This window comes from Fervidicella metallireducens AeB (assembly GCF_000601455.1).
Classification (GTDB): Bacteria; Bacillota; Clostridia; order Clostridiales; family Caloramatoraceae; genus Fervidicella; species Fervidicella metallireducens.
In genome coordinates, this window is sequence record NZ_AZQP01000013.1 from 25,804 (window position 1) to 39,392 (window position 13,589).

19 protein-coding genes and 1 pseudogene are annotated in these 13,589 nt (G+C 31.1%); all 20 read left to right on the top strand.

Annotated features, from left to right (window positions below):
* The first annotated feature begins 1 nt into the window (after window position 1).
* Window positions 2–994, top strand: a complete 993-nt coding sequence (locus Q428_RS05705; RefSeq protein ID WP_035379042.1) for an NAD-dependent 4,6-dehydratase LegB — start codon at window positions 2–4, stop codon at window positions 992–994.
* Window positions 995–1,020: 26 nt separating this feature from the next.
* A complete protein-coding gene (locus tag Q428_RS05710) occupies window positions 1,021–2,130 on the top strand; it encodes a LegC family aminotransferase (RefSeq protein ID WP_035379044.1) in 1,110 nt (369 codons plus the stop codon).
* Between the two features lie 51 nt (window positions 2,131–2,181).
* Complete coding sequence (locus Q428_RS15120) at window positions 2,182–2,421, top strand: hypothetical protein (protein WP_152539075.1); 240 nt, start codon at window positions 2,182–2,184, stop codon at window positions 2,419–2,421.
* Window positions 2,422–2,445: 24 nt separating this feature from the next.
* On the top strand, window positions 2,446–2,934 hold the full coding sequence (locus Q428_RS15125) for a DUF2920 family protein (RefSeq protein ID WP_152539076.1): 489 nt from the start codon (window positions 2,446–2,448) through the stop codon (window positions 2,932–2,934).
* 182 nt (window positions 2,935–3,116) lie between these two features.
* The gene (locus Q428_RS16530; RefSeq protein WP_341349012.1) at window positions 3,117–3,314 is read left to right on the top strand and encodes a hypothetical protein; all 198 of its coding nucleotides are present in this window, start codon (window positions 3,117–3,119) and stop codon (window positions 3,312–3,314) included.
* A gap of 202 nt (window positions 3,315–3,516) precedes the next feature.
* Window positions 3,517–4,215, top strand: coding sequence for a flagellin N-terminal helical domain-containing protein (locus Q428_RS14420; RefSeq protein WP_051514984.1), 699 nt, complete (start codon window positions 3,517–3,519; stop codon window positions 4,213–4,215).
* Window positions 4,203–5,168, top strand: coding sequence for a flagellinolysin (locus tag Q428_RS16310; protein ID WP_278244873.1), 966 nt, complete (start codon window positions 4,203–4,205; stop codon window positions 5,166–5,168). Before Q428_RS14420 ends, Q428_RS16310 begins: the two co-directional genes overlap by 13 nt.
* Window positions 5,169–5,234: 66 nt before the next feature.
* Window positions 5,235–5,411 carry a YjfB family protein gene (locus tag Q428_RS14845; RefSeq protein WP_084478156.1) on the top strand — a complete coding sequence of 59 codons (177 nt, stop codon included), beginning with the start codon at window positions 5,235–5,237 and terminating at the stop codon, window positions 5,409–5,411.
* A gap of 4 nt (window positions 5,412–5,415) precedes the next feature.
* The gene (locus Q428_RS05730; RefSeq protein ID WP_035379046.1) at window positions 5,416–5,637 is read left to right on the top strand and encodes a hypothetical protein; all 222 of its coding nucleotides are present in this window, start codon (window positions 5,416–5,418) and stop codon (window positions 5,635–5,637) included.
* A gap of 284 nt (window positions 5,638–5,921) precedes the next feature.
* Window positions 5,922–6,260 carry a flagellar protein FlaG gene (locus tag Q428_RS05735; RefSeq protein ID WP_051514988.1) on the top strand — a complete coding sequence of 113 codons (339 nt, stop codon included), beginning with the start codon at window positions 5,922–5,924 and terminating at the stop codon, window positions 6,258–6,260.
* Between the two features lie 14 nt (window positions 6,261–6,274).
* Window positions 6,275–6,631 carry a hypothetical protein gene (locus tag Q428_RS05740; protein ID WP_035379048.1) on the top strand — a complete coding sequence of 119 codons (357 nt, stop codon included), beginning with the start codon at window positions 6,275–6,277 and terminating at the stop codon, window positions 6,629–6,631.
* A 10-nt stretch (window positions 6,632–6,641) separates the two neighbouring features.
* Complete coding sequence (fliS, locus tag Q428_RS05745; protein WP_035379050.1) at window positions 6,642–7,025, top strand: flagellar export chaperone FliS; 384 nt, start codon at window positions 6,642–6,644, stop codon at window positions 7,023–7,025.
* A 292-nt stretch (window positions 7,026–7,317) separates the two neighbouring features.
* Window positions 7,318–7,728, top strand: coding sequence for a flagellar basal body rod protein FlgB (gene flgB, locus Q428_RS05750; protein WP_035379052.1), 411 nt, complete (start codon window positions 7,318–7,320; stop codon window positions 7,726–7,728).
* A 3-nt stretch (window positions 7,729–7,731) separates the two neighbouring features.
* Window positions 7,732–8,163: a flagellar basal body rod protein FlgC gene (gene flgC, locus Q428_RS05755; RefSeq protein WP_035379054.1), complete on the top strand. Its 432-nt coding sequence runs from the start codon at window positions 7,732–7,734 to the stop codon at window positions 8,161–8,163.
* A 73-nt stretch (window positions 8,164–8,236) separates the two neighbouring features.
* Window positions 8,237–8,461, top strand: a pseudogene (gene fliE, locus Q428_RS14850) (flagellar hook-basal body complex protein FliE); the annotation flags it as partial.
* A 27-nt stretch (window positions 8,462–8,488) separates the two neighbouring features.
* A complete protein-coding gene (gene fliF / locus Q428_RS05765; protein ID WP_035379056.1) occupies window positions 8,489–10,063 on the top strand; it encodes a flagellar basal-body MS-ring/collar protein FliF in 1,575 nt (524 codons plus the stop codon).
* 4 nt (window positions 10,064–10,067) lie between these two features.
* Window positions 10,068–11,081 (top strand): flagellar motor switch protein FliG, encoded by a 1,014-nt coding sequence (gene fliG / locus Q428_RS05770; protein WP_035379058.1) that lies wholly within the window; start codon window positions 10,068–10,070, stop codon window positions 11,079–11,081.
* A complete protein-coding gene (locus tag Q428_RS05775) occupies window positions 11,065–11,826 on the top strand; it encodes a FliH/SctL family protein (RefSeq protein ID WP_035379060.1) in 762 nt (253 codons plus the stop codon). The genes fliG and Q428_RS05775 overlap by 17 nt, the downstream gene beginning before the upstream one ends.
* A gap of 3 nt (window positions 11,827–11,829) precedes the next feature.
* The gene (fliI, locus tag Q428_RS05780) at window positions 11,830–13,131 is read left to right on the top strand and encodes a flagellar protein export ATPase FliI (RefSeq protein ID WP_035379062.1); all 1,302 of its coding nucleotides are present in this window, start codon (window positions 11,830–11,832) and stop codon (window positions 13,129–13,131) included.
* An 18-nt stretch (window positions 13,132–13,149) separates the two neighbouring features.
* Window positions 13,150–13,587, top strand: coding sequence for a flagellar export protein FliJ (fliJ, locus tag Q428_RS05785; protein ID WP_035379064.1), 438 nt, complete (start codon window positions 13,150–13,152; stop codon window positions 13,585–13,587).
* The last annotated feature ends 2 nt before the right edge of the window (window positions 13,588–13,589 follow it).

The window sequence follows — 13,589 nt, forward strand, 5'->3', positions numbered from 1 at the left end:
GATGGACTTAAAGGGCAAAAAAGTTTTAGTAACAGGAGCAGAAGGTTTTATAGGCAGCCATTTAACAGAAAGATTAGTTGAATTAGGGACTGATGTAACAGCTCTTGTACAATATAATTCTTTTAATAATTGGGGTTGGATTGAAACCTTTGATAAAAATATAAAGGATAATATAAATGTGGTTTTGGGGGATATAAGGGAATATGACGGTGTGAAAAAGATAATTAAGGGGCAAGAGGTAGTTTTTCATCTTGCTGCACTTATTGCTATACCGTATTCTTATATATCCCCTATGGCTTATGTAAAAACTAATGTAGAAGGTACAACTAATGTATTAGAAGCTTGTAGAGAATATGATGTACAGAAAGTGGTTCATACATCCACTTCAGAAACTTATGGTACAGCATTATATGTACCAATTGATGAAAAACATCCTCTGCAGGGTCAATCGCCATACTCTGCATCAAAAATTGGTGCAGATAAAATAGCGGAAAGTTTTTATAGAAGTTATAACTTGCCAGTTGTAACATTAAGACCATTTAATACCTACGGTCCAAGACAATCTGCAAGGGCAGTTATTTCAACTATAATAAGTCAAATATTATCTGGTGCTAATGAAATTAAGCTTGGAAGTTTAACACCAACAAGGGATTTTAATTATGTAAAGGATACTGTTGAGGCTTTTATAAAGGTTGCAGAGTGTGATAACACAATTGGAGAGGTTATAAATGCAGGTTCAAACTATGAGATTTCAATTGCAGATTTAGTAAAGAAAATAATTAATATAATTGGAAGAGAAGTTGAGATTGTATGTGATGAAGAAAGAATAAGACCAGAAAAAAGCGAAGTTAACAGGCTATGGGCTGATAATACAAAGATAAAGGATTTAACAGGCTGGTTGCCAAGATATACTTTAGACGAAGGATTAAAAGAAACGATTGAGTGGTTAAAAAATAATCTACACTTATATAAGACAAATATATATAATGTTTAATAAATTTTAAAAGGGAGATGAATAAATTGATTCCTCTTTGTGTGCCAGAGATAAAAGGAAATGAATGGAAATATATAAAAGAATGTTTAGATACAAATTGGGTTTCTTCTGTTGGAAGTTATGTAGATAAATTTGAAAGGGATTTTGCTAAATTTGTTGGTGCTAATAGTGCAGTTGTAAATGTAAATGGTACATCGGCACTTCATTTGGCATTAAAAGTTTTAGGAATAGAAGAAGGAGATGAGGTTATCGTTCCTTCTATGACATTTATTGCACCTGTTAATGCAGTAAAGTATGTAGGAGCAGAACCTGTTTTTGTAGATATATGTAGAGATACATTTGTTATGGATGCAGAAAAAATAGAAGAACTTATAACTCAAAAAACAAAGGCAATTCTACCTGTTCATATCTATGGTAATATTGTAGATATGGACAAGGTTATGGAAATTGCAAATAAATACAATTTGTATGTTATAGAGGATGCCACAGAAAGTTTAGGTTCAATATATAAAGGAAAACATACAGGAACTATTGGACATATTGGATGCTTTAGTTTCAATGGTAACAAACTTATAACAACTGGTGCAGGTGGAATGTTGGTAACAAATGATAAGGAATTAAGTGAAAGAGCTAAATTCTTATCAACACAAGCTAAAGTAACATTGGAAAACAAAGGTTTTTATCATTCAGATATAGGTTTTAACTTTAGAATGCCTAATATTTTGGCAGCTATGGGATGTGCACAGCTTGAAAATATTGAAGAATATATAGAAGTTAAAAGAAAAAATGCATTTATTTATAATGAGTTGCTCAAAGATATTAAAAACATAACTTTACCAGTTGAAAAACCACAAACTAAAAATGTATTTTGGTTATATTCAATTTTGATTGAGGATGGATTTCCAGTTTCAAGGGATGAACTTATAAAAATAATGTACGAAGCAGGAATTGAAACAAGACCATTTTTTACTCCTGTTCACACTATGCCATCATATTTAAATTGTAGATGTGGAGATTTAAGTGTAACACAAGAAGTGAGTTCAAAAGGTATTAATTTGCCAAGTTCTGTATCATTAAAGCAGGAAAATATAGAGAAGGTTTGTGAGGTTATAAAAATATTAGGTAAGAAATTGTAAATTTAAAACATGATTATTAAGTTTATATTACAATTAAAGGAGTATTTTAAAATGGCTAGAGAATATTTTATTACAGAATATACACATAATAGTATATATGTTAATAGTAAAAATCAAGGAAATTATAAAAATAGAAAAATAAAGATATATTTTTCTGAACCTAATAATGGCATTAACTCAGATACGGGTATTTTGTTATTTATTGCAGGATTTGGTGGAAATGCTAACTCTAATGTTTATAAGAAAATGAGAAATGAATTTGCAGATAAATACAACTTAGTTACAATTTAATGTGATTATTTTGGATGGCAATTTATGCAACAGGCAGATAAAATTATTATACCAAACTTGGATCAAGAACAAATAAATAGAATTTTTACAAAGCAAGAGACAGAGAAAATATATAAAAACGGCAAATTAGATTTTGATGAATTTCTTAGGAATGCAATGAACTACAATATAAATATAAATGTTAAAGCGGATTTATCTGGTGAAACATTATTTGATTTTAATGATATGGGTATAATGCAAGCATTAGATAATATAGTTGCTACGTTAAGGGTAATGAATATAATATATGAAAATAATTGTGAATTTAATAGTAAAAAAGTAATTATCTATGGCCAGTCACATGGTGCATATTTGGCCTATTTGTGCAACGCATTTGCACCTACATTATTTTCATTGATTATTGATAATTCTGCTTGGATATATCCAGTATATTTAAAAGCAAATAGGTTTCTTTTTCAGGTTATAAATAATTTTACATTAAGTATTGAATTTGAATATTTAGCAAAAAAATAGGAATTGATAGCGAACTATTAAATTTACAATGTATATATTCTAATTTTAAAAATAAATGTAAGATACTATGTTTTCATGGGAAGACTGATAATTTAATAAATTGTTTTGACAAAAGTAAATTTTGTAGAACGATAGAGAATTGTGAATACAATGAAATTTCATCAAAGGAAGTTGACGGAGAAATGATTAAATCAACTGACCATGGTTTAAATGCTGATTTTCTTAAATTATTTGATTATGTATATAGTAAGGTTAATAATGAATTTAAAAAAAGCAATTTAATAGATTTACAAAATCATGTAATTTTAGAAACTAACAATGGAAGATATGTTATTAATTATAGCAATATTTTGCCTGAATTTAAACAATTAAAAAGATAAATCGGCTTTAAAGAATAAATTCTCTTACTAACTGGAATTTAAATAAACCTTAATTCGGTAGGTAATCAAGCTAAGCCTTGATAATACTGAATTTGTATTTCAAAAAAATTTTTAATATAAAACTGAGATATATCAAGGCTTATAGAGAATACTTACCGAATCTAATTTTAAATTATATGGTATTATATTTTGGAGGACAATCATGAGAATCAATAACAACTTAAATGCATTAAATTCTCATAGAATGATGTTTATAAATAATCAAGATATGCAAAAAAGCATAGAGAAACTATCATCAGGTCTTAGAATAAATAAAGCTTCAGATGATGCAGCTGGGCTTTCAATATCAGAAAAAATGAGAGCTCAAATTAGAGGTTTAAGTCAATCATCAAGAAACATACAAGATGCAATATCTTTAGTTCAAACAGCAGAAGGAGCTTTAAATGAAGTACATTCTCTCCTTCAAAGAGGAAGGGAGTTATCAGTTCAGGCATCAAATGGAACAAATACATCAGAAGATAAGACTGAAATACAAGATGAAATAACACAAATACTAAGTGAAATAGATAATATAGCAAATAACACACAGTTTAATAGTAAATTTATACTTAAAAATTCATCTGCACCAAGTGATTTAACTTCTAAAGTAATTTACGGATTGAAGACAGGTTGGCTTGAAGAGGCGGCAAAATTAATACAAACTTATTATGGACTTACTCCATCAAATCGCGATTTAAACGTTAATCTTTATACAGACGCAGAAGGCGGAACTTTAGCAAGTGTTTCTCAAATGTGGAGTGTTGGGGGAAGTACTGCTACATTAACAAGCTTAACATTAAATATAGATTTAGCAGATTTTAAGCCAAGTGAACCACCAGATGGAGAAATATATTTTCATTAAGTGGAACTCCATTATATAATGATAGAATAATAGCACATGAAATGGTTCACGCCATAATGGCAGACGCGATGGGAGATGATTTTTATGATATGCCAACTTGGTTTAAAGAAGGTACAGCAGAATTTATACCAGGTGCAGATGAAAGGTTAAAAATAGATGGGTTAGCAAATGCAAAGGCGAGGGCGAAACAACTTATTAATGGTGCTGCTTGGAGTGGTACAAGCCTTGATTATTCAGCTGCTTATTTGGCAGTAAAGGTAGCCGCTAGTAACCTTAGTGGAGTTAACTCATTTAAAGATATATTATCAGATATAAAAAATAGTGATGACTCAGGGGACAACACTATACAAGCTATACTTGGTCGAACTACATTCGGCGATATTACTGATTTTGAAAATGCCATAGATGCTGCAAGTTTTGATTTAGATGACGATGATGTAGGTTCAATATCTGGTAGTGCACATGGAGGTTCATCTAAAAATGCAAAGGATGTAATACCAACAGGTGGATTAAATGATAATCCTACGAATTTTAATGTTATATTTCCAACATCAATAAGTTTTTCAGCATCATTAAAGATACAATTAGGTGCAAATATTGGACAAACTATGGATATAGATTTATTTAGTGTAAATTCAGGTTCGTTAGGATTAGGTAGCGTAAATGTTACAACAGCACCACAAGAGGCCATAACAAAGTTTGATGATGCTATTAAATCTATTTCAACAAAAAGAGCTAATCTTGGTGCAGTACAAAACAGATTAGAACATGCATTAGCTGTTAATGAAAATACACAAGAGAACTTAACAGCATCAGAATCAAGAATTAGGGATGTAGATATGGCTAAGGAAATGATGGCGTTTAGTAAGAAAAACATCTTAACACAAGCTGCTCAAGCAATACTTGCACAAGCTAACCAACAACCACAAGGAGTGTTACAGTTATTAAGATAATAAAGATACCAAAGGAGCAGAGAAAAATTCCTCTGGCTCTTTTAATATAGTAAGGAGGCTTATACCATGGACATAGCTGCCTTATCAATTAACCTAAACCAAGCAAAAGTAGCTCAAGAAACAAGCCTTGCAGTAATGAAACTTGTAATGGAAACAGGCAAACAAACAGCCAATGAAACAGTAAAGATGATTGAAAAGAGTGTTGATCCAAACTTAGGAATAATAATAGATGTAAGTGTGTGAAAATATGGATGATAAAGAAGAATTAATAAAAGAACTTCAATGGGTAAAATATAGAATACAAATTCTTGAAATGATAGAGGAACGACTAATAATGATGAGGCAATTAGCTGTTGAAGCTTTTGAAAATGACTTAAGTAAAGCTGAAAGAGAAGAAATAGGAAGGCAAATTCAAAAGCTTCAGCAGGAAATAATGTTACTTGAAATGGAAAATACCAATGAGCACTAGAAGACCTAAAAGGGTCTTTTTTCTTTAAAAAATAAATTCATACTTAAAATATAAATCAATTGGCTGAAAAACTTACAAAAATCAGGTTGAAAAATGATTATCATAATGAGCTAAATATTAAAATCCTAGATTTCCAAGACTTCATCTCTTTAGTGTTAAAAAAATACTACGTTCAACAATAAGTCAAAATAAAAAGTGTTACAAAATGTAAATTTACATTTTTACTATAAAGTCTCTAATATTATTTCCGATAAAATTTGTAGAACTAACTAGGGGTGATGAAGTTGGAAATAAATAAAGTGAATATAACTAATTTTTCTGGTATTAATGACGGATTTAAAAAAGAAGAGATTTTTAGAGAAAATAAAGTTGAGCAAAAGACAGAAGAAAAGAAATATACTCATAAGGAACTTGATTCAGCTGTTGATAAAGCAAATAAGGTTTTGTTTAAAAATAATACACATCTTAAGTTTCAGGTACATGAGAAAACAAAAGATATAATGGTTAAAGTGATTGATGATAAGACGGGAGAAACTTTAAAAGAATTCCCACCAGAAAAGATACTTGATATGGTTGCTAAGTTATGGGAAATAGCAGGAATATTTGTTGATGAGAAAAGGTAGGGAGGGGGAGTGCTATGTCGATTAACCCTTTCACTTTAGACAAAATAGAACCCCTTATAATAAAACAGGTGGAGCAAAGAATAGTAGATAGAATAGTTCATGAGGTAAAAGGAGCTGAGCTTAGTAAAGATAAAAACAGTAGTAATAAAAATTTTAACGAACAAAGACAGCAAAAAGCTGCAGAAGAATTTACAGCTCTTTTATCTAGGTTTAACATTAAAGTTGAATATAGATTACATAAGAATAAAGTAAAATTAAAAATGTACGATAAAGATAATAATGAAATATATGATTCTGAAGTAGATGATGTGGAAGATTTGCTTTTGAAGGTTAGAAGAACAACAGGTAATTTTATTGATTTAAAGGGATAGAGGTGTCTTTATGTATAATACAAATGCATTAAATGTATATCAACAGAATAGTGTTAATACAGCTTCAAAAGAAAAGCTTCTTATAATGTTATACGATGGCCTTGTAAGATTTATTAAGCAAGGGATAGCAGGAATCGAAGAAAAAGATATAAATAAATCAAATACCAATCTTGTTAAAGCCCAAAGCATTATACTAGAATTTATGGCAACATTAAATTTAGAAATTGGTGGAGAAATGGCAACATCCCTAATGGCTCTTTATGATTATATGCATAGAAGGTTGATTGAGGCTAATATTAAAAAAGACATTGAAATAGCAAAAGAAGTTTTAGGGTTTGCTGAAGAGCTAAAGGAAACATTTGAAGAAGCTTATAGAATAACAAAGAAAGGTTAAAAATTTGTAACTAAATACGAGTTTTTATGATCTTTAACTACAAACTTTTAAAGTTTGTAGTTATTTTTTTGTTAAAGCCCTTTAAAAATGTGTCGATTTATCGTAAAATATAGACAATAATGATTTATGTCACAAAAAATATTTAATATAGAATTTAGTGTTATAATAAACGATATTAAAAATACAAAATGGTTTCATTTTTTTTAGGATGAAACTAATTGACATATGCAAAATAATGTAATAAATTTAGTATAGGTAGGATATAAAGTCAAAAAAAGGAGAGAAACACCAAATGATAGAAAAAATTGATGAACTGAATTACTTGCTTTTGAAAAAAAGTTTAAATGCTTCAGCAGAAAGAGGGAGGGTTATTGCCCATAATATTGCTAATGTAAATACAAAGGGCTTTAAAGCGTCAAGGGTAGTTTTTGAAGATAAATTAAAGGATGCCATAGAGAATGCAAATGTGGGGCTTAAAACAACCCATGATAAACACATAAATGATGGGAGTAGCATATCAACTCTTTCTCATGACGTAATAAAGGATAAAAGTACATCAATGCGTCTGGATGGAAATAATGTAGACATAGATAATGAAATGGCTAACTTAGCAGCAAACAATATATTATATAATGCTCTGATTAGTCAAGCAAATAGCAGAATTTCAGTAAGAAGATATGTGATAAGTGAAGGGAGAAGATAGTAGATGAACATGTTTTCAGCATTGAGAATAAGTTCTAGTGGCTTATCTGCAGAAAGAATGAGAATGGATGTAATTGCAAGCAATATTTCCAATGCAGAAACTACACGTACCTCAGAAGGCGGTCCATACAAAAGAAAGATTGTTACCTTTGAGGAAAATTTGGACAAGGCATTGGACAAAAATAAAAATACTTATCAGGAAAAGTTCAAAGGAGTCAGGGTGAGAGGTATAATTGAAGATCAAAGTCCTTTAAAAAAAGTTTATGATCCTTCACATCCTGATGCTGATAAGGATGGGTATGTTATGATGCCAAATGTAAATATATTAAATGAAATGGTTGATTTAATAGCAGCTTCAAGATCCTTTGAAGCCAACGTAACTGCAATTAATTCAGAAAAACAAATGTATATGAAGGCATTAGAAATAGGAAGGTAGGGAGATAAATGCAGATAAATTCAGTTAGTGCCTTAGGAATGGCAGAATCTAAAAAAATTCACAATCTTTAAATAAAAATGTAAATTTTGGCGAATTTTTACAAAAAGAACTTGATAAGGTAAATGAACTTCAATTAAATGCTGAAGAATCTACTAAATCGCTATTAACAGGAGAAGTAACTGACATACATGAAGTTATGATTTCAACTGAAGAGGCTAGATTAGCTTTAGAATTAGCGGTACAGATAAGAAATAAAATAGTTGATGCGTATCAAGAAATAAGCAGAATGCAGATATAGTAGCATTCAGTTGAAGGAGTGCGTTTAATGAATAAGCTTACGGAATACTTTAAGACGTTAAAGGAAAAATGGAATAATTTAAGCAAGAAAAAAAGGATTGTAATTATTTTACTAACATCAGGAATTATATTTTCATCTATTATATTATTTGTATATTTAAATAGAGTAACTTATGCAACTTTATTTTCTAACTTAGAACCACAGGATTCTGAAAAGATCATAACAAAGCTTAATGAAGACAAAATTCAATATAAAATTAAGGGAAACTCAATTTTAGTTCCAGAAGAAAAAGTTGATGAGTTAAGAATGACAGTTCTTTCAGATGGATATATGCCTTCATCAGGAAAGGGATTTGAATTATTTGACGAAGGAAAGTTTGGAGTAACTGACTCAGAAGCGAGAATTATGTATCAAAGAGCATTAGAGGGGGAACTTGCAAGAACTATTGAGAGTTTTGAAGAAGTTGAAAAGGCAAGGGTACACCTTGTAATGCCACAGGAAACTGTTTTTACAAGGGATACTGATAAAGCAACAGCATCAGTAACTTTAAAATTGAAAGCTACTAATACATTAAGCCCAGAACAGGTAAAGGCAATTGTTGCATTAGTCTCAGGCAGTGTGAAAAATCTGCCAAAGGAAAATGTAGAAGTTATAGATAGTAACATGAATTTATTAAGTGAAAATTTATTCAATGATATAAGTCCAACTGGAACTGTTTCTGCTTTAAAACAACAGGAATATGAAAAGCAGTTTGAAAATGGTCTTCAAAATGATTTAAAAAAAATGCTTGAAAATGTTTTTGGTGCAGGCAGGGTATCAGTTAAGGTAAATGCTGATTTGGATTTTGATTCAAAGGAAATAACAACAATAAAATATGATAAAGATTCAATTGTTAGAAGTCAGCATAAAATTAAGGAAAATGCAAGTGATTCTTTAGGAAAAGACACAGGCAACAGTCCTATAGACAATAATACATCTAATAATATAGTAAATAGCGGAAATCAGTCTTCTAATTCAAATAGAGAAGAGGAGACTACAAACTACGAAATTGGAGAAACAAAGGAGAATGTAGTTAAAGCTCCTGGAGAAGTAAGAAGAATGACGGTTTCAGTAGTAATTGATGGTAATCTTAGCTTTGAAGAAAAACAATCTATTCAGAACATTGTTGCAGCAGCAACTGGTTATAATCAGGAAAGAGGGGATACCATCAATATAGAAGCATTGGCATTTAACCAGGAAGCAAAGAAAAAGCTGGAAAGTGATTTAGCTGCTATGCAAAAACAAGAAGAATATGAAAAGAAAAAGAAATTCTATATTCAGGTTGGTGCAGCCTCTGCTGCTTTAATACTACTGGTTATTGCTTTAATTATATACAGAAGAAAGAAAAATAATGAAGATTTTGAAGAGGATAAACCATCCCATACAATTGATTTGATGGTAGGGGATAATATTGTTCCAAAGCAATCAATAGCATATGAGCCTATTCTTGATGACAACGATGAAGGTATGACACTTGAACAAGAGCTTAAAAATTATGCAAACAAAAAACCTGAACAAGTTGCAGAAGTTATAAAAACTTGGTTAGCAGAGGACGAGAGGTGATTAGATGTCAAGAGATGGTAAATTGACTGGTGTTCAAAAAGCTGCAATTCTCTTTATAACCTTAGGTCCTGATGCTTCTGCACCAATACTTAAGAAACTGCCAGAAACTGAACTGCAGAAGATAACCTTTGAAATTGCAAATATGCCAAAGGTGAAGAAAGAAATTAAGGAAGAGGTTTTAAAGGAATTTGTAGATTTAAATAAAGCTAAGGATTATATAATTGAGGGTGGATTTGAATATGCTAAAAATCTTTTAAGCAGAGCATTAGGAAGTCAAAGGGCTTTAGAAATAATAGAGAAGGTTTCAGAAATAACTCAGCAATATAGACCTTTTGGTATTGCAAGAAAGGCTGATGCTCATCAATTACTAAACATTATTTTAAATGAACATCCACAGACTATAGCTTTGATTTTATGTTATTTACAGCCTGAAAAGGCAGCTCAAATACTATCAGGCCTTCCAGAGGAACTGCAGTCTGATGTAGCTAAAAGGATAGCAACAATGAGTAACACTTCTCCTATTGTTATAGAGGAGGTTGAGGAGATACTTGAAAAAAAGCTTTCAAATGTAATTCGCTCAGATATGGCTACAATTGGAGGAGTACAGTCTTTAGTTGACATTTTAAATAATGTTGATAGAGGAACTGAAAAATCAATAATAGAGGAACTTGACAGAGTACAGCCTGAACTTGCAGAAAAGATTAGAGAAAGCATGTTTGTATTTGAAGATATTATTACTCTTGATAATTCATCTATTCAGAGAATACTAAGGGAAGTTGATCCGAAGGATTTGGCCCTTGCCCTAAAGGGTTCTTCAGAAGAAGTATCAACAATTGTATTTAATAATATGTCAAAGAGGGCTGCTCAGACTCTGAAGGAAGATATCGAATTTATGGGACCTGTTAGACTTATAGATGTTGAAAAGGCACAGCAGGCTATAGTTGCAGTAATTAGAAGGCTGGACGATGCAGGCGAAATTGTAATTTCAAGGGGTGGAGACGATGCAATCATCCTGTAAGGTAATTAAATCAACAAACATTGTAAACAACACTTTAGTTTCACCTCCTATAATGGAAAAAGTATTTAAAAATAACACTGAAATGAAGTTAGAAAAGGATAGTTTTAATATTGAAGAAATTTATAGCTCTATAATCGATGAAGCAAAGTTAAAGGCTGCTGAAGTGTTAAAGAATGCTGAGTCAACAGCAAAAAATATTATCGATTCAGCAGAAGCTAGTAAAAAAGAAATACTTAAAAAGGCAGAAGAGTCAGGCTATCAAAGTGGTTATCAGTCAGGTTATAAAGATGGATATAACTATGGAATAAATGAAGCTTTGGAAGAGGGGGAAAAAATTAAAAACCAGGCAGAAGAGCAAATTAAAAATAATCTTGAAGAATTAAAACTTCACATTAAAAAAACTGAGAAGGAGATAATAAAACTTTCCGTTGATATTGCAAAACACATAATAAATACAGAATTATCTCTTAACCCTGATGCAGTTTATAAAATTGCTGAGAAGGCAATTACACAAGCTGTTGATAAAAAACAAGTGATTTTAAAAGTAAATCCAGGTGACTTTAACATTGTCAAAAGGCGAAAGGATGATCTTGCCATGTATGTAGAGGATGCTAACAATATTTTTATTTTAGCTGATTCTAACATACAACAAGGCAGTGTAATAGTTGAAACACCTTCTGGATTTGTTGATGCATCCATTGATAATCAATTAGTAACAATTTTAAAAGGTTTGTTAGGAGAGTAATGAATGTTAAGCATAGACTATACAAAACTTATGGAAAGTTTAAAATCAATAAATCCAATTAAATTAACAGGAAAAGTAAAACGAGTTATTGGACTTACAATAGAGGTAGAAGGAATAAAGGCTTTTGTTGGTGAAGTGTGTAGAATTTATGTATCCGAAGGGAAAGAAATACTTGCTGAAGTCGTTGGCTTTAAAGATAATACTGTTCTTTTGATGCCACTTTCAGAATTAACAGGTGTTGCTCCTGGTTCACAAGTTGAACCAACTGGTAAAACTTTAAAAGTTAAGGTTGGTAGCAGTCTTTTAGGTAAAGTTTTGGATGGACTTGGTCGTCCCATGGATTTTTCAAAAATACAAGTAGAGGATGAATACAATTTGGACAATGATCCTCCCAATCCATTGTTCAGAAAGAGAATTGATACAATTATGTCTACAGGAATTCGTGCAATAGATGGTTTTTTGACCTGTGGAGTTGGACAAAGAGTTGGAATTTTTGCTGGTAGTGGAGTCGGGAAAAGTACACTTTTAGGAATGATAGCAAAATATTGTGATGCAGATGTAAATGTTATTGGCTTAATTGGTGAAAGAGGTAGAGAAGTTAAGGACTTTATTGAAAGGGATCTTGGAGAAGAAGGACTTAAAAAATCAGTTATTGTAGTAGCAACATCAGACCAATCACCATTGCAGAGACTTAAAGGTGCTTTTACTGCAACAGCCATTGCAGAATATTTCAGGGATCAGGGTAAGAATGTAATGCTGATGATGGATTCAGTAACTAGATTTGCTATGGCTCAAAGAGAGATAGGCCTTACAATAGGAGAACCCCCAGCAACGAAGGGATATACACCCTCAGTATTTGCAATGCTGCCAAGGCTTATGGAAAGGTCAGGTACATCAGATAAGGGTTCTATCACCGCCTTTTATACGGTTCTTGTTGATGGCGATGATATGAACGAGCCAATTGCTGATGCAGCCAGAGGTATTCTGGATGGTCATATTGTTTTATCTAGAAAAATAGCTGCAAAAAATCATTATCCAGCAATTGATGTTTTATCCAGCGTTTCAAGATTAATGTCTGAAATTGCAGATGATGAATTAAAGTTAAAAGCCAGTGAACTTAGAGATATAATGGCAATTTATAAAGAGTCTGAAGATTTAATTAATATAGGTGCTTACCAAAAAGGTAGTAATCCAAAGTTAGATAAGGCTATTGAACAAATGCCATTAATCGATAAATTTTTAAAACAGGCTACTAATGAACATGTTACCTTTGAAGAAATGAGATCTAAAATTTTATCAATTTAATAGAAGGTGAATAAATAAATGGAGAGATTCAACTTCAATTTACAAAAGGTACTAGACTTCAGAATAACTATTGAAGATAAAAAGAAAAATGAATTTGTTGCTGCACAAAAAAATCTTTATAGGGAGCAAAAGATTCTTGAGGATTCAATTAGTAAAAAAAACAAGGTAATTAAAGATGCTGAAAATTTTAGAACAAACTTTGAGTTCCAGTCCTACGTGCAATTTATTGACGCAGTAAACAAAAAAATAGAAAACCAGAAAAAAAGGGTTATGATCTGTGAAAAAGAATTAGAAGATAAGAAGCAAGAATTGCTAAAGGCTATCTCGGATAGAAAAATTTTGGAAAAACTTAAAGAGAGGGCTTTGCAGGAATTCAATCTAGAGCAAAGTAAAAAAGAGCAGAGGTTTAATGATGACTTTGCACTTTATGCATATGTTAATAGAGAAAGGAGGTGAAA